14 protein-coding genes and 1 tRNA gene are annotated in these 15,988 nt (G+C 72.3%); 7 read left to right on the top strand and 8 right to left on the bottom strand.

The genetic code is table 11. The annotated features are described in order from the left end of the window. Position 1: 1 nt before the first annotated feature. The 3 genes from J2W20_RS10785 to J2W20_RS10775 all read right to left on the bottom strand — a co-directional run bounded on the left by J2W20_RS10785 (position 2) and on the right by J2W20_RS10775 (position 3,677). Positions 2 to 1,381, bottom strand: a complete 1,380-nt coding sequence (locus tag J2W20_RS10785; RefSeq protein ID WP_307006578.1) for an APC family permease — start codon at positions 1,379 to 1,381, stop codon at positions 2 to 4. A 113-nt stretch (positions 1,382 to 1,494) separates the two neighbouring features. Beyond that, positions 1,495 to 2,559 (bottom strand): agmatine deiminase family protein, encoded by a 1,065-nt coding sequence (locus J2W20_RS10780; RefSeq protein ID WP_307006576.1) that lies wholly within the window; start codon positions 2,557 to 2,559, stop codon positions 1,495 to 1,497. Then, the gene (locus J2W20_RS10775) at positions 2,556 to 3,677 is read right to left on the bottom strand and encodes a nitrilase-related carbon-nitrogen hydrolase (protein ID WP_307006575.1); all 1,122 of its coding nucleotides are present in this window, start codon (positions 3,675 to 3,677) and stop codon (positions 2,556 to 2,558) included. Before J2W20_RS10775 ends, J2W20_RS10780 begins: the two co-directional genes overlap by 4 nt. A 241-nt stretch (positions 3,678 to 3,918) precedes the next feature. On the opposite strand from J2W20_RS10775, the gene J2W20_RS10770 reads away from it, so the two are divergent. Then, entirely contained in the window at positions 3,919 to 4,617 is a 699-nt protein-coding gene (locus J2W20_RS10770; protein WP_307006574.1) for a TetR/AcrR family transcriptional regulator, read from the top strand. A 202-nt stretch (positions 4,618 to 4,819) separates the two neighbouring features. Then, positions 4,820 to 6,223 (top strand): flavin monoamine oxidase family protein, encoded by a 1,404-nt coding sequence (locus tag J2W20_RS10765; RefSeq protein ID WP_307006573.1) that lies wholly within the window; start codon positions 4,820 to 4,822, stop codon positions 6,221 to 6,223. Between the two features lie 6 nt (positions 6,224 to 6,229). On the opposite strand, the gene J2W20_RS10760 is transcribed toward J2W20_RS10765, so the two are convergent. Next, entirely contained in the window at positions 6,230 to 6,904 is a 675-nt protein-coding gene (locus tag J2W20_RS10760; RefSeq protein ID WP_307006572.1) for a methyltransferase domain-containing protein, read from the bottom strand. Between the two features lie 55 nt (positions 6,905 to 6,959). Here J2W20_RS10760 and J2W20_RS10755 point away from each other — a divergent pair, with 55 nt between their 5' ends. Continuing rightward, complete coding sequence (locus J2W20_RS10755; RefSeq protein WP_307006571.1) at positions 6,960 to 8,615, top strand: FAD-binding dehydrogenase; 1,656 nt, start codon at positions 6,960 to 6,962, stop codon at positions 8,613 to 8,615. Here the strand turns inward: J2W20_RS10755 and J2W20_RS10750 are convergent. Beyond that, positions 8,612 to 9,187, bottom strand: coding sequence for a hypothetical protein (locus tag J2W20_RS10750; protein WP_307006570.1), 576 nt, complete (start codon positions 9,185 to 9,187; stop codon positions 8,612 to 8,614). The genes J2W20_RS10755 and J2W20_RS10750 overlap by 4 nt on opposite strands. A 143-nt stretch (positions 9,188 to 9,330) precedes the next feature. After that, positions 9,331 to 9,404: transfer RNA gene (locus J2W20_RS10745), tRNA-Met, on the bottom strand. Positions 9,405 to 9,498: 94 nt separating this feature from the next. On the opposite strand from J2W20_RS10745, the gene J2W20_RS10740 reads away from it, so the two are divergent. After that, positions 9,499 to 10,566 carry a YihY/virulence factor BrkB family protein gene (locus tag J2W20_RS10740; RefSeq protein WP_307006569.1) on the top strand — a complete coding sequence of 356 codons (1,068 nt, stop codon included), beginning with the start codon at positions 9,499 to 9,501 and terminating at the stop codon, positions 10,564 to 10,566. Positions 10,567 to 10,654: 88 nt separating this feature from the next. Here the strand turns inward: J2W20_RS10740 and purB are convergent, their stop codons facing one another. After that, entirely contained in the window at positions 10,655 to 12,106 is a 1,452-nt protein-coding gene (purB, locus tag J2W20_RS10735) for an adenylosuccinate lyase (protein WP_373458000.1), read from the bottom strand. 181 nt (positions 12,107 to 12,287) lie between these two features. Between purB and J2W20_RS10730 the strand changes: the two genes are divergently transcribed. Together J2W20_RS10730 and J2W20_RS10725 are read left to right on the top strand one after the other, a co-directional pair. Further along, positions 12,288 to 12,827 (top strand): hypothetical protein, encoded by a 540-nt coding sequence (locus J2W20_RS10730; RefSeq protein ID WP_307006567.1) that lies wholly within the window; start codon positions 12,288 to 12,290, stop codon positions 12,825 to 12,827. Further along, positions 12,824 to 14,215, top strand: a complete 1,392-nt coding sequence (locus J2W20_RS10725; RefSeq protein WP_307006566.1) for a hypothetical protein — start codon at positions 12,824 to 12,826, stop codon at positions 14,213 to 14,215. Before J2W20_RS10730 ends, J2W20_RS10725 begins: the two co-directional genes overlap by 4 nt. A gap of 31 nt (positions 14,216 to 14,246) precedes the next feature. On the opposite strand, the gene J2W20_RS10720 is transcribed toward J2W20_RS10725, so the two are convergent. After that, positions 14,247 to 14,672 (bottom strand): phage holin family protein, encoded by a 426-nt coding sequence (locus J2W20_RS10720; protein WP_307006564.1) that lies wholly within the window; start codon positions 14,670 to 14,672, stop codon positions 14,247 to 14,249. Between the two features lie 154 nt (positions 14,673 to 14,826). On the opposite strand from J2W20_RS10720, the gene J2W20_RS10715 reads away from it, so the two are divergent. Beyond that, positions 14,827 to 15,897, top strand: a complete 1,071-nt coding sequence (locus J2W20_RS10715; RefSeq protein WP_307006623.1) for a histidinol-phosphate transaminase — start codon at positions 14,827 to 14,829, stop codon at positions 15,895 to 15,897. Positions 15,898 to 15,988: the final 91 nt, after the last annotated feature.

Below are 15,988 nucleotides of genomic sequence, written 5' to 3'. Positions count from 1 at the left end.
GTCAGACGCGGGGGCCGGCGAGGTGCTCGAGCTCCACGGCGTCCTCCTCGTTCATGCTCACGTTGACCGTGCGGCGGAAGCCGCGGGTGATCACGAGCAGGCACACGGCGCCGATCCCGAGCCAGATGGCCCCGTACACCAGCGCGTCCATCTGCAGGTTCGCCCACAGCACGCCGGTCAGGACCATGCCGATGACCGGCAGCACGATGTTGACCAGGACCTCCTTCGGCGTGCGGATCTCCTTCTTGCGCAGCACGAAGAACACCACCACGGTCAGGTTCACGAACGTGAAGGCGATGAGCGCGCCGAAGTTGATCATCGAGGAGATGAACTCGAGCGTGAACGGGATCGCGAGGAGGGAGACGGCGCCGACGAACAGCACCGCGAAGGACGGGGTGCGGAAGCGCGGATGGACGAAGGAGAAGAACCGCGAGACCGGGCCGCGGCCGTTGCGGCCCATGACGTAGATCATGCGGGACACGGAGGCGTGCGAGGCGAGGCTCGAGGCCACGGTCGCGGCGAAGGCGGCCGAGGTGAAGAGGACCTTGAACAGCTGGCCGCCGACCTTGAGGGCCATCTCGGGCAGGGTGTCGTCGGTGTTGTCGAAGCCGTCCAGGGTGGGGAAGACGGACTGGCCGAACCAGGCGGCGACGAAGAAGATCGTGCCGCCGATCAGCAGCGCCAGGACGATCGCCTTCGGCACCGTGGTGGCGTCCTTGGCCTCCTCCGTGTACATCGTGATGGCGTCGAAGCCGATGAAGGAGAAGCACACCACGGTCGCGCCGCTGATCACTGCCGAGGCGTCTACGCCGCCGTGGAAGAGCGGGGCCGAGCTGAACACCGCGCCGGTGCCCGTGCCGTGGGCGAGCGCGTTCCAGGCCAGGACCACGAAGGCGCCGATCAGCACGATCTCGAAGACCACGAGGATGCCGTTGATCTTCGACGTCGAGTTCATGCTCCACAGGTTCATCGCGGTGATGACGACGACGTAGGCCACGACCCAGATCCACGAGGGCACGTCCGGGAAGAACGACTCCATGTAGATGCGCACGATCACGGCGTTCACGAGCGGCAGGAGGAGGTAGTCGAGCAGGGACGCCCAGCCGACGAGGAAGCCCACGTTCGGGTGCATCGTCTCCGACGTGTAGGTGTAGGCGGAACCCGCCGAGGGGAAGAAGCGGGTCATCCGGCCATAGCTGACCGCGGTGAAGACCATGGCGACGAGCGCGACCAGGTAGGCCAGGGGGACCACGCCGTTGGTCTCGCCGGAGACGATGCCGAACGTGTCGAAGACAGTGGTCGGGGTCATGTACCCGAGGCCGAGGCCGACGATGGCCCACAGGCCCAGCGACCGCTTGAGCGTGGAGGAGTTCTGGGACATCAGCAGTATTGTCCTTCGTGTGTGTCCGCCGTCACAAACGACGGCGGGCGGGTGGCGGCCCGGGACCGGGCTGGGGACTGTCACCCCTCGGGTGGAGGCTGTGCGCGTGGTGGTCAGGCGGGCGCCGGGATGGCCGGCTGCTGCTGGGTGATGCAGTGGATCCCGCCCCCGCGGGAGAAGATGACCCGGGCATCGACGGCGCTCACGTGCCGCCCCCGGTAGGCGTCGGCGAGGAGGCGCAGGGCCTTCTCGTCGTGCGGGTCGTTGAACGTGCAGGCCACGAGCCCGCCGTTGACGGCCACGTGGTTGATGTAGCTGAAGTCGACCCAGCCCTCCTCGTCGTGCAGCTGGGCCGGGGCCGGGACCTCGATGATGGTCCACGGCGTCCCGTCCACGGTGCGCGAGGCGTGCAGGGCCTCCAGGATCTGGCCGGTCACCTCGTGGTCGGGGTGCTCGGGGCTGTGCTGGACGTGGACCAGGAGAGTCCCCGGGCTGGGGATCGCCGCGACGAGGTCCACGTGGCCGCGGGTGCCGAAGCGCTCCGAGTCCCGGGTGAGGCCGCGGGGGAGCCAGACGGCGTGGCGCGCGCCGATCGTGCGCTCGAGCTCGGCCTCGACCTGGGCCTTGGTGACACCGGGGTTGCGGCCCGGGTCGAGCTGGACCGTCTCGGTGAGCAGGACCGTGCCGCGCCCGTCGACCTGGATCCCGCCGCCCTCGTTCACCAGCTGGCTCCGGACGGGCTCGGCGCCCGCGGCGGCGGCGACCGTGCCGCCGATCCGGGCGTCGTTCTCCCACGAGGCCCAGTCCTGCTGACCCCAGCCGTTGAACACCCAGTCGACGGCGCCGAGGCGGGCGGGGCCGCCGCCTGTGGTGCCGGCGTCGTCGGAGGGGCCGCCGAGCACGAAGCTCGGCCCCATGTCCCGCATCCAGGCGTCGTCGAGGGGGGCTTCGAGGAGGTCGACCCGCGGGTCCAGGTACGCCTCGGCGATCCGGCGGTCCTCCGGCCGGACCACCATGGTCACCGGCTCGTACCGGCGGGCCGCATGGGCGACCGCGGCCCAGGCGGAGCGGGACTCGTGCGCGTCCTCGTCCGTCTCGCCGAGCGTGTACCCGCCGGAGGGCCACGCCATCCAGAGCCGCTCGTGCGGGTCGGTCTCCGCGGGCATCCGCCAGCTCATGCGTCCGCCTCCTGGAGCTCGTCCGCCCGCTGCGGGGCGATGGCCGAGGGCGAGGCGGACGACGCCGGTGCGTCGCCGCCGTCGTGCGTCCCACCCGGGCGGGCGGCCGGCTCGGGCGATACGAGCGGGCCGGTGGCGCCGAACGGGTGCGCGGGGTCCACGGGCGCGGTGAGCGCGGCGTAGGTGTCCGGGCGGCGGGTGGTGAGGAACGGGAAGAGGGTGAGCCAGTCGCGCCGGGCGTCGAGGTCGAGGTCCGCGACGAGCACGGCCGAGCCTTCGCGCGGGGCGCGGGCCAGGATGCGGCCGTAGGGGTCCGAGATGAAGGACGAGCCGTAGAACGTCACCAGGCCCTCGGAGCCCCAGCGGTTCGGGACCACCATGAACGTGCCGTTGGCGATCCCGTTGCCCACGATCACCTGCCGCCACAGCGGCTCGGTGTCGAACTCGGGGTGGCCGGGCTCGGAGCCGATCGCGGTCGGGTACGCGAGGACCTCCGCACCGGCGAGCGAGTAGGCGCGGGCGAGCTCGGGGAACCACTCGTCCCAGCACGTCGGCAGGCCGAGGCGGACGCCGCCCAGCTCCGCGGGGGAGTGGACCGGGTAGGGCGTGCCCTGCTGGCCGGGGGCGGGCTGCTGGGGCCCGGGGCGGAAGAACCTGTCCTCGTAGTAGCCCTCGGTCACCGGGATGTGGAGCTTGTCCGTCGCGGCGAGGAGGGCGCCGCCGGGCGCCACGAGGATGGCGGTGTTGTAGCCGAGCGGGTCGCCGGCGTCGCCCCTGCGGTAGAGGCTCGCGTGGACGCACACGCCGTGGGCGGCCGCGGCGCGACGGGCGAACGCGAGCGTCCGGCCGTCCTCGAGGTCTTCGGCGATGCTGCTGGGCGTGTAGTCGGGCAGCGTGTCCGCCGGGTAGCGGGAGAGCGTGAGCTCGGGGAGGAAGACGACCGTGGCGCCGTGGGCCGCCGCGCGGCCGATGCCCTCCTCGAGTTCGGCCTCGGTCGCGGCCGGGTCCTCGTGCCAGCGGTGCTGGACGACGCCGACCCGCAGGGGAGCGCGGCGGGGAGCCTCGGTGTCCGTGCGGGCCCACGACACCGGGGGCTGCAGGGCAAGGATCTCGTGCATGGAAGTCCTTCGGGGGAAGTCGGGGAGTCCGTCGACTCGGAGCGGGCGCGGGATCGGTGTCCTAAATGAATGACGTTCGTTTATTAGAGCAGTGACCTGCGCCACGGTCAACCCCCTCCCCGTTGAGGGGTCATCTCCCTAGGTTGAGGGGTCATGTCCCAAGGGTGAGGGGTCATGTCCCTGCCGCGGGGCCATGCGCTGGCAGGCGGCGCCCCCTCCGCCGTCCCCTAGACTCCGAACCATGGAATCCCCCGCTTCCGACTCCCGCGAGGCCGCGCCCATCGCCCCGCGGCGCCGCGGCCGTCCGCCGAGGCCCGTCCTCTCCCGGGGGAAGATCACGACGGCGGCGCTCGCCGTCGTCGCCCGCGCGGGCTACCCGGGGCTCACGATGGCGGCCCTGGCGCGCGAGCTCAAGACCGCGCCGTCGGCCCTCTACAACCATGTGGAGTCGAAGGACGAGGTCCTGAACTGGGTGCAGGACGACGTCTGCGAGACGATCGACACCTCGGGCTTCGGTTCGGACCCCTGGGATCTCGCGCTCTCCCGCTGGGCCTACTCCTACCGCGCGGCGTTCGCACCCCACCCCCCGCTCATCCCCATCATCGCGGTCTTCCCGGTGGCCGGAGCCCCGCACACCCTCGCCATGTATGAGCGGGTGGCCTCTGGGCTTCGCGGGGGCGGATGGCCCGAGGACATGGTGGTGGATGTGATCGTCGCGGTCGAGTCGTTTGTGCTCGGCTCGGCCATGGACGTCTCGGCGCCGGAGGGGATCTTCGACGTCGGCGAGCGCGGGGACCTCGCGCCCACGTTCGCGGCCGCCGTTGCCGCGCGTCCGGCGAGGGGTGCCGCATCGGCGGACGCTGCCTTCGGCCTGGGGCTCAGTGCCCTCATTGCCGGCCTCCGGGGCACCCTCGCGGCGGTGCGGGCCACCCGCGGCTGACCCCTCGGGGTGACCCATCAACGTGGGGACATGACCCTTCAGCGTAGGGACATGACCCCTCAACGTAGGGACATGACCCCTCAGCGTAGGGACATGACCCCTCAGCGTAGGTCGGGCGAGGGGTTGTCGGCCGGGTAATAATGAACTAGATTCATTTTGAGACCTCTCCCACACCCTCCCTCCCTTTCGAAGGAAGAGCATCATGTCCCAGCCAAAGACTCCTGCCACCCGGACCTGCGAGGCCGATGTCGTCGTCGTCGGTGCGGGCCCCGCCGGCCTCATGGCCGCACGGACCCTCGCCAAGGAGGGGCAGCGGGTCGTGGTCCTCGAGGCCCGCGACCGCGTGGGCGGCCGCACCTGGAGCGACACCATCGACGGCGCGTTCCTCGAGATCGGCGGCCAGTGGGTCAGCCCTGACCAGACCGAGCTCCTGGGCCTCGTCGACGAGCTCGGCAAGGAGACCTTCCAGCGCTACCGCGAGGGCGAGAACGTCTACGTCGCCCCGGACGGCACCCGCACGGTCTACGCCGGCGTGGACTTCCCGGTCTCCCCGGGCACCCTCGCCGAGGTCGAGCGCCTCACCGCCATCCTCGACTCCCTCGCCGCCGAGCTCGGCGCCGAGGAGCCGTGGGCCCACCCGAGGGCCCGCGAGCTGGACACGGTCAGCTTCCACCACTGGCTCCGCGGCCAGTCCGCCGACGAGGAGGCCTGCAACCTCGTGGGCCTCTTCATCGCCGGCGGCATGCTGACCAAGCCGGCCCACGCGTTCTCGGCCCTCCAAGCCGTCCTCATGGCGGCCTCGGCCGGCTCCTTCAGCAACCTCCTCGACGAGGACTTCATCCTCGACAAGCGTGTGGTCGGCGGCATGCAGTCCGTGAGCGAGGCCATGGCCGCCGGGCTCGGCGACGCCGTCGTCCTCGGCGCCCCCGTGCGCACACTGGAGTGGGGCGAGCAGGGCGTCACCGCGACGGCCGACGGCGGCACCGCCGGCCGCGTCACGGTCACCGCGCGCCGTGCGATCCTCGCGGTCCCGCCCACGCTGTACAGCCGGATCTCCTACGTCCCGGCCCTGCCGCGGCGCCAGCACCAGCTGCACCAGCACCTCTCCATGGGCCTGGTCATCAAGGTCCACGCGGTCTACGACCGCCCGTTCTGGCGCGAGGCCAACCTCTCCGGGACGTGCTTCGGCGCGGACCAGCTCGTGCAGGAGGTCTACGACAACACGAACCACGGCGACGCCCGCGGCACCCTCGTGGGCTTCGTCTCCGACGAGAAGGCCGATGCGGTGTTCCGCCTGTCCCCCGAAGAGCGCAGGGCGGCGATCCTCGCCTCGATCGCGCACTACCTCGGCGACGAGGCCCTGGCCCCCGAGGTCTACTACGAGTCGGACTGGGGCTCGGAGGAGTGGACCCGCGGGGCCTACGCGGCGAGCTTCGACCTCGGCGGCCTGTCCCGGTACGGCGCGGACCAGCGGACGCCCGTGGGCCCGATCCACTGGGCCTGCTCGGACCTGGCGGCCGAGGGCTACCAGCACGTGGACGGCGCCCTGCGCATGGGCCGGCGCGCGGCGGAGGAGGTCAGCGAGGCGCTCTCCCCGGTGCTCTGACGCGCGTCAGCGGTCCCGGCGCACCGCGCCCGAGACGCGCCAGGCGAACCCCCGGTACTCGTAGACCGGGTCCAGGCCGGCCGCACGCACAACCTCGATCATGGCCCGCGGCGGGTGCGCGTAGCCGCGGAAGGACCGGCCGCCCAGGCGCAGCAGGCCGTTGCCCACCGCCAGCCCGGCCCGCGTGACGGGGTTCGCGGGCGGGTAGCTGAAGGCGATCGCGCGCCGGGCGTGCGCGGCTGCGGCGCCGAGCAGCCGCGCGTAGTCGGGGTAGCAGCACACCACGCGGTGGAGGACGACGACGTCGGCCGGCTCGACGGCGTCGGGCGCCTCCGCGATGTCCACCCCGAGGCGGCGCGAGGCCCGCCCCGCCATCCCGGCGTCCGCCAGGAGCCTCGCCGCGTCCGCCTCGTAGGCGTCGGAGAGCTCGAGGTTCTCGGTCCTGCCGGCGCCGCGCCGGAGGAGCTCGAGCTGGATCTCACCTGCGCCGCCGCCGATCTCGAGCACGCGGGCACCTTCGATCCCCGTGCCGGCCAGGAAGTCGACGATCCGCTGCTCGACGGGGCGCAGCCCCTTCCTCTCGTACCTCCTCGCGATGCTGCGGGAGAACCGGGAGGTGAAGACCGCGCTGTACTTCGTGGGATCGGTGTTCCGGGGGGTGGGGCCGCAGCAGCCGGGCATGGGTCCAGTATGCGGCACCGTTGACGCGCGCGGGATGGGCGTAAAGGCTGGGCGCATGGCAGATCAGACGGTCCAGGCGGACGTGTGCGTGGTCGGGGCCGGCCTTGCCGGGCTCGTGGCGGCGGTCGAGGCTGCCGACGCCGGGCGGGAGGTCGTGGTCCTCGACCAGGAGCCGCCGCAGTCGCTCGGCGGCCAGGCGCACTGGTCCCTCGGCGGGCTCTTCCTCGTCGGCTCGCCCGAGCAGCGGCGCATGGGCGTGCGGGACTCGCTCGCGCTGGCCCGGCAGGACTGGTTCGGGTCCGCACAGTTCGACCGCCCCGAGGACTACTGGCCCAGGCTCTGGGCGGAGGCCTACCTTGACTTCGCCGCCGGGGAGAAGCGGGCGTGGCTGCACGGGATGGGCGTGCGCTTCTTCCCCGTGGTGGGCTGGGCCGAGCGCGGCGACGGGCGCGCGGACGGCCACGGCAACTCCGTGCCCCGCTTCCACCTCGCCTGGGGCACCGGCCCGGGCGTCCTCGCGCCGTTCATCCGGCGCGCCCGGGCGCACGCCGACGCCGCCCGCATCCGCTTCCTGTTCCGGCACCGCGTCGACGAGGTGGTGACGCACGACGGCGCCGCGACCGGCGTGCGCGGAGCCCGCCTCGCGCCGTCGGACGCGGAGCGGGGGAAGGCGAGCAGCCGGCAGATGGTGGGGGAGTTCGAGGTTGAGGCCGGCGCGATCGTGATCGCCTCCGGCGGGGTCGGCGGGAACCACGAGATGGTGCGCAGTCTGTGGCCCGAGCGGCTCGGCACGCCCCCGCGCAGCATGGTGGCGGGCGTGCCCGCCCACGTCGACGGGCGGATGCTCCCGATCGCCGAGTGGGCCGGAGCACGCGTCATCAACGGCGACCGCATGTGGCACTACACGGAGGGGCTGCGGAACTGGAACCCGGTCTGGGAGAACCACGGCATCCGGATCCTGCCGGGCCCGTCCTCGGTGTGGCTGGACGCCCTGGGCCGGCGGCTGCCGGCGCCGCTTTTCCCGGGGTTCGACACCCTCGGGACGCTCAAGCACCTGCGGGCCACGGGATACGACTACTCGTGGTTCGTGCTCACCCAGTCGATCATCGAGAAGGAGTTCGCGCTCTCGGGGTCCGAGCAGAATCCCGACCTGACGGGCAAGGACTTCCGGCTCCTCGCCTCGCGGCTGCGGCCCGGGGCGGCGGCGCCGATCGAGGCGTTCAAGGAGCACGGCGAGGACTTCGTCGTCGCCCGGACCCTGGGCGAGCTCGTCGAGGGGATGAACCGGGTGGGGGAGCCCGGCCTCGTGTCCGAGCCCGCGGTCCGGGCCGTGCTCGAGGCGCGCGACGCCGAGATCGAGAACGCCTTCGGCAAGGACGCCCAGGTCACGTTCCTGCGCTCGCACCGGAAGTACCTCGGCGACCGCCTCATCCGGGTGGCAGCCCCGCACCGGATCCTGGACCCCAAGCACGGCCCGCTCATCGCGGTGCGGCTGAACATCCTCACGCGCAAGACGCTCGGCGGGCTCGAGACCGACCTGTCCGGCCGCTGCCTGGCCCGATCGGGGAGGCCCGTCCCGGGGCTGTTCGCCGCGGGGGAGGCCGCCGGCTTCGGCGGCGGCGGCATGATGGGCTACAACGCGCTCGAGGGCACGTTCCTGGGGGGCTGCCTCTTCTCGGGGCTCGTGGCCGGGCGGGCCGCCGGGGCCTAGGAGAGCGCGACGGGGATGGACCGGTCCCCGGCGGGGAACCTGAATGTGAGGGTGAGGGACCGTGCGCTCGCGGGGACGACGAAGCGGACCACTCCCGTCTTGCTCGACTCCGCCGAGACGAGCTCGTCGAGGCCCGAAGTGGGCGAGTAGACGTCCGGACCGGCCGCGATGCGGAACGCCGCGTCCCAGAAGTTGGCGTCATACCGGCCGTAGTTGAAGCAGCGCACGGTGAACTCGAGCGCGCTCATGCCGTCGGCATCGGACCTGGCCGTTGCGCTCACCACGGTGTACTCGAGGTCCCCCACGCGCTGGGGCTGGTTCGTGACGTGGACGGCGGCAACGGGCTCTGAGGAGCTCGCTGCCCCAGCGGCGGAGCCTCCGCCGGCTGTGCGCTCCGGACTGGCGGCCGCTGCGGTCTTCACCGCCGTGGTGGTGGGTGCCGTCTGCGAGTTGAGCTGGACGAGGCCGAAGAACAGCCCGGCGAGGGCGGTGATCAGCGCGGCCACGCCGGTGAGAATCCCGGGGAGGGTGCTCCACCACGACGGCGGACGATGTTCTTCGGAGTCCGACATGCCGATCACCTGAGGAGGGAAGTCCCGCGATGGGGGCAGCCCCTCCCATGGTAGGCCTCCGGGCCGACGCAGACACAGGCTTGGCGGGTGCAGGCAGGCATGGAAAAGGCCCCCGGTCCGTGGGGACCGGGGGCCTTCGCGAGTTGCGGGGGCAGGATTTGAACCTACGACCTCTGGGTTATGAGCCCAGCGAGCTACCGAACTGCTCCACCCCGCGGCGCTTGATCTACTTTACACGCCCGGTGGGCCGGGACGAAATCGGTGGGCAGGACGCCCGATTGCTTCCCGGCCCACCGGGGTAAGGAGCGCGCATGACCGACCAGAACGCTGCCCAGACCGCGCAGAAGGAGTCGTCCGCTCCGGCGCCCGACGACGACGTGAAGCCGGAACGCATCCGCGACGTCACCAAGCCTTCCTGGAAGTACATCGCCCTCAAGACCTTCCGCGAATTCAGCAACGACGCCTGCCCCGACCTCGCGGCGTCGCTGACGTACTACGCGGTGCTCTCCCTGTTCCCGGCCCTCCTTGCCCTCGTCTCGATCCTCGGGCTCTTCGGCCAAGCGGAGACGACCGTGAACGGGATGATGGACATCGTCCAATCCGTGGCCCCGGGCGCCGCGGCGGACACCGTCCGCGGCCCGGTCGAGGAACTCGTGAAGAGCCCCGCCGCCGGCCTCGCCCTCATCGGCGGCATCCTCGGCGCCCTCTGGTCCGCGTCCGGCTACGTCGGCGCATTCGGACGGGCCATGAACCGCATCTATGAGGTCGGGGAGGGCCGGGGCTTCGTGCGGCTCCGCGGCACCATGCTCGCCGTGACCATCGCGTCGGTCATCCTCGTGGCGATCGTCTCGGCCATGCTGGTGCTGAGCGGGCCCATCGCCGAGGCCGTGGGCAACAAGATCGGGCTCGGCGACGTGGCCGTCATGGTCTGGAACATCGCGAAGTGGCCTGTCCTGCTGGCCCTCGTGATCGTCCTCATCGCGACCCTCTACTACTTCACCCCCAACGTGAAGCAGCCCAAGTTCCGCTGGGTGACCACAGGCTCGCTCATCGCCCTGCTCGTGCTGGCCGTGACGACCGCGGGCTTCGGGTTCTACGTGGCCAACTTCGGCCACTACAACAAGACCTACGGGGCGCTCGGCAGCGTCATCATCCTGCTGCTGTGGCTCTGGCTCGTGAACATGTCGCTGCTCTTCGGCGCCGAGTTCGACGCCGAGACCGAGCGCGGCCGCGAGCTCCAGGCCGGGATCGGGGCGGAGGAGTCGATCCAGCTGCCCCCGAAGGACACCGCCCAGATCGAGAAGAAGCAGAAGGTCGCCCAGGAGGACATCCGCAAGGCGCGCGAGCTGCGGCAGGGCCTCGCCCGCCCGAACGACTAGGCCGGGAGCCGCCTAGCCCCACAGACGCCGACGACGCGCCGACACCCCAGGGTGCCGGCGCGCCGTCGTGCGCGGAGCGGGCGCGAGCCTAGCCGAGGTGGTCGACGAGCCGGCCCGCGACCCCGTTGTACGTGGCGGGGGTGAGGGCCAGCAGGCGCGCCTCGGCGTCCGCGGAGAGGCCCAGGCCGGAGACGAACTCCTTCATGCGTGCGGCGTCCACGCGGTGGCCGCGGGTGAGGTCCTTGAGCCGCTCGTAGGGGTTGTCCATTCCGGGGACCCCGGCGATCGCCTCGGCGCGCATCACCATCTGGATGGCCTCGGCGAGGACCTCCCAGTTCGTGTCGAGGTCGGCGGCGAGCACGTCCTCGGCGACGTCGAGCCGCTCGAGGCCCTTGGCCACGTTCGAGATCGCCAGCAGGGAGTGGCCGAACGCCACCCCGATGTTGCGCTGCGAGGACGAGTCGGTCAGGTCGCGCTGCCAGCGCGAGGTCACGAGCGTCGCGCCGAGGGTGTCGAGCAGCGCCGAGGAGATCTCGAGGTTCGCCTCGGCGTTCTCGAAGCGGATCGGGTTCACCTTGTGGGGCATCGTCGAGGAGCCGGTGGCGCCGGCAACCGGGATCTGGATGAAGTAGCCGATCGAGATGTAGCTCCAGATGTCCGTGCACACGTTGTGCAGGATCCGGTTGAAGCGGGCCATGTCCGCGTACAGCTCGGCCTGCCAGTCGTGGCTCTCGATCTGCGTGGTCAGCGGGTTCCAGGTGAGGCCGAGCCCCTCCACGAAGGTCCGGGAGACCTGCTGCCAGTCCGCGCCGGGCACGGAGGCGTAGTGCGCGGCGTAGGTGCCGGTCGCGCCGTTGATCTTGCCCAGGTACTCGGTGCGGGCAACGCGGTCGAGCTGGCGGGTGAGCCGGTGGGCGACCACCGCGAGCTCCTTGCCCAGGGACGTGGGCGTGGCGGGCTGGCCGTGGGTGCGCGAGAGCATCGGCACGTCGCGGTTGGCCCTCGCCATCTGCGCGACCTGCTCCACGAGGGCGCGGGCGGCCGGCAGCCAGACGTCCTCCACGGCGCCCTTGATCCCGAGGGCGTAGGAGAGGTTGTTGATGTCCTCCGAGGTGCAGCCGAAGTGCACCATCGGGGTCAGGTCCTTGATGCCGAGGCCCTCGAGGCGGCGGCCGATATAGTACTCGACGGCCTTGACGTCGTGGACCGTGACGGCCTCGATCTCGGCCAGCTCGGACACGGAGGCGGCGTCGAACTCGGTGACGATCGCCCGCAGCCCGGCCTCCTGCTCGGCCGTGAGCGGGCCCGCTCCGGGCAGCACGGAGTTCTTCGTGAGGTGGATGAGCCACTCGACCTCGACGGCGACGCGGTCCCGGTTCAGGGCGGCCTCGGACAGGTAGTCGACCAGGGGCGCGACGGCGGGGCGGTAGCGGCCGTCGAGCGGCCCGAGGGCGATCGGCCTGCCGGCGTCCTCGCCGGCCACGGCCAGGGAGAGACGTCCGGACGGGATGCGCGAGGGGGAATCAGCCATGGCCTCCATTCTTCCATGCCGGGCACGGCGCCCCGCAGGCCGTGACGAGCGGTTGCGGGGCCCCTGCAGCCCCCGCGATGAGCCGGGCGCGTTGTCCACATACGACGCCGGCCGGTCGCCTCGGGAGATCCGGCGCGCCTAGCGTCGTGGCAGGCGGCGCCAGCGGAGCGCCGGAAGCGGGGGAGGGCCCATGGCGGGGACGACGGGCGGCGGCTTCAGCGGGTGGGGGTCCGCCTCGGGCCTCGGCGGGGGATCGGGATCCGACGGGCCGTCCGGCCCGGGCGGTCCGTGCGGGCACGACGAGGTGGAGCTCGGGGCCGCGACGGCCCAGCTCGCCGCCGCCCACGAGGAGTGCGAGGGGGCCCGCGCCGCTGTGGCCCGCGCGGGCGCCGCCGACTGGGAGGGCCCCGCCGCGGCCGCCTTCAAGGGGACCGCGGCCTCGCTCACGGCCCAGCTCGCGGCGATCGCTACCGCGCTGACGGGCCTCGCGCTGATCGCGTCGTCCCTGCAGTCCGAGGCCGGGGGCTGCCAGGGGGCTGCCTCGCCCCTCGTGTCCCCCGGTGTCGGGACGGCGCCGAGGGGCCTCGTCGTCGACGGACCGACAGGCCCCATCGCGCCCCTGCCCTCACGCGCCCCGGTTCTGCGGCTCCCGGTGCCGGAGGGGCCCGTGTTCGCGCGCGGTCTCCCGGACGGGGCCGCGGCGCCTGGTCCCGGAGAGGTCTGCCGATGAGCGGGGACGGAGCAGGCGGGGCGGCGCGCGATCCGTCCACATTCACGGTCACCGGCGGAGAGGCGTTCCGGGTGAACACCGCGGCGCTCGAGGAGGCCGCAGCCTCCCTCGCTGCCGCGGCGTCCTTCGCCGACGCCCTGGCGGCCCGGCTGGAGTCGGCGCGGGGCGCCGCGTGGCGCGGAGCGTGCGCCGGCAGCCCGGCTGCTGCCGCCTTCGACTCCCGCGCCGCCGAGCTCGTCGGCCAGACGATGCGCGCGGCGCTGGACCTCCGCGGAGCTAAGGAGGCGGTCGCCGCCGCGGAGGCCGGCTACCTCGCGGCAGAGGGGCGGGCCGCGGCCAGGACAGGGATCCTCCCCTGGGCCACGGGGACCCTCGTGGCAGGCCTCGGTTCGCCCGGCTCCCTCCTCGGCATCCCGCCGGGGACGTTCGGGCCACCCGGCAGGACCGGCGCGGCGGCCGTGCGCGCACTAGCCTCCGTGATGCCGGCCCTGCCGCTGGTCGGCCCCTGGGCAGCTCCCTGGGCGCCGGCGGGCACCGGCCGGGACCCGATCGGCGTCACCCGCACCGAGGTGGCCGCCGGCAGTACAGATGCCTCCACCTTCGCGTACGCAGGGGAGAGCCTGCGCCAGGCGCAGGGGGCGGCGCCGCTCGAGGACGGCACGCCGGTGCCGCCGTCCTCGCTCCTCGTGGAGCGCATCCCCCGGGGGGACGGCTCCACCGCCGTGGTGGTCACGGTCCCGGGCACCCAGTCGTGGTCCCCGGACGACCCCGGAGGCGGCGTCTTCGACATCGAGGGCAATCTGGACGGCATGACCGGCGGCGACAGCCATGCCCGGCAGCTGATCGAGCACGCCCTGGCCGACCAGAAGCTCGGGGCCGGGGACTCTTTGGTCTTCAACGCCCACAGCCAGGGCTCGCTGCACGTCCTCGGCCTCCTCGAGGACGAGGACTTCCGCTCCCGCTACCCCGTGGCCGCGGTGACCCTCCTCGGCGGGGTCCCCTCAGGGTTCCGGGTGCCGGACGACGTCGCGGTCCTGGCCGTGTCCAACGAGAACGACGTGGTCCCGTCCCTGTCGGGCATGCGGCCGGTGCCGCAGCCCAACGTGGTGGCGGTCCGCACCCCGCCGGCCGGCGGAGACTCGGGGCCGATCGCTGCCCACGACGTCACGCGCTACGCTGCGGACGCCCGGGCGCTCGATGCCTCCCAGGAGCCGTCCATCCGCGGCTATGCCCTGATGCTGGGCGCGACCATCGGAACAGGCGTGGTCGGTGTGGCGGGGGCCGCCGGGGCCGGGCGCAGGCGCGAACGCTTCATCTACACGGGCACCGATCCGAAGGTGCCCCAGGCCCCGTGGGCGCCCCGGGCGCCGTCGTCCGGGCCCGGCTAGCGCGGCGCGAGGAGGCGGATGTCGCGCCCCTCTAGTCCTTCCGCAGGCCCACGGCCCAGCCGGTGACGGCCGAGACGACGGCGACGATGATGGCCCCGAGGAGTGCGGTCACGAAGGAGTCCAGGGTGAGGTGCACCGGCGTGTAGCCCGAGATCCACGCGGTGAGCCCGAGCATCGCCGCATTGACCACGAGCGCGAACAGGCCCAGGGTCAGGCACGTGACCGGAAGCGACAGGAAGCTCACGATCGGCTTCACCACCGCGTTGACCAGCCCGAAGATGAGCCCGAGGAAGAGGTAGCCGAGCACGATCCCCACCGTGTTGCTCGCCGTGCCGGCCCCCGCATTCGCCGCCGCACCCGCGGCTGCCGTGGTGGTGATGTCCATGCCGGGCAGGACCCACGCCGCCACCCAGAGGGCCAGGGCGCTGACGATGACGTGCAGCAGGAAGCGCATCATGCGCCTATGCTCCCATAGCCCCGGCCCTCGCGCCGCGCACGTCAGGAGGGCGGCGGCTAGGCTGTAGGGCATGACTTCACCGCTGAACGAGCACGACGGCACCGACGCCGCCGCCGTCGCGGCCGGCACCACGGGCGTCACCCCCCGACCCGTCATGGACCGGCTCCCCAAGTACGCCGCTGGGCGCCCTCCCGCACCCGTGGAAGGCCTCACGAGCTACAAGCTGTCCTCCAACGAGAACCCGCTCGGCCCGCTTCCCGCGGTGGCCGAGGCGATCGCCCACGAGTCGGCGGTGAACCGCTACCCCGACGCCGTGTCCACGCGCCTGCGCACCGCGCTCGCCGGGTTCCTGGACGTCCCGGCCGATGACATCGTCACTGGGGGCGGCAGCCTCGGCGCCCTGAACCAGATCCTCGCGGCCTTCGCCGGCCAGCAGGACGACGGCACCCAGGACGAGGTCGTCTACGCGTGGCGCTCGTTCGAGGCCTATCCCATCTCGGTGGGCCTGGCCGGGGCGCGCAGCGTCCAGGTGCCAGTGCTCGCCGACGGCCGCCACGACCTGGACGCGATGGCTGCCGCGGTCACCGAGCGGACCAAGGTGGTGCTGCTGTGCACCCCCAACAACCCGACCGGTCCGGCCCTGCGCCGCGCCGAGACGGAGCGCTTCATCGAGTCGGTCCCGGGCAGCGTCCTGATCGTGGTGGACGAGGCCTACCAGGAGTTCGTCCGCGATCCGGAGGCCGTGGACGGGATCGAGCTCTACCGGAAGTACCCGAACGTCGTGGTGCTGCGGACGTTCTCCAAGGCCCATGGCCTCGCCGGGCTGCGGGTCGGCTACTCGATCTCGCGCCCGGAGGTGACCCAGTACCTGCGCGTCGCGGCCGTGCCCTTCGCCGTCTCGTCGATCGCCGAGGCCGCGGCCGTGGCCTCGCTCGAACACTTCGACGAGGTTGTAGGAAGGGTACAAACGCTTGTGGACGAGCGGGACCGTGTCACGGCGGGCCTGCGCGAGCTCGGCTGGGACGTCCCGGACGCCCAGGGCAACTTCGTCTGGCTCGCGCTCGGCGACGCGACGCCCGAGTTCTCCCAGCGTGCCGCGGCGCAGGCCCTCTCGGTGCGGGCCTTCGGGACCGAGGGCGTCCGGGTGAGCATCGGCGAGTCGGAGGCCAACTCGCGCTTCCTCGAGCTCTGTAGGGCATTCACAAAGGTGCCGCAGTCTTCCTAGAAGAATTCCACTTCGCGGCGGCCCAGCTCCTCTCGGTAGAGTGTCAGCTGGGCCGTCCCCTATATTCCGGCATGAGAATGCATTCCTGACG

This window comes from Sinomonas atrocyanea (assembly GCF_030812675.1).
In the GTDB taxonomy this organism is placed as follows: domain Bacteria; phylum Actinomycetota; class Actinomycetes; order Actinomycetales; family Micrococcaceae; genus Sinomonas; species Sinomonas atrocyanea_B.
This window is presented reverse-complemented; position numbering and strand designations above follow the sequence as displayed.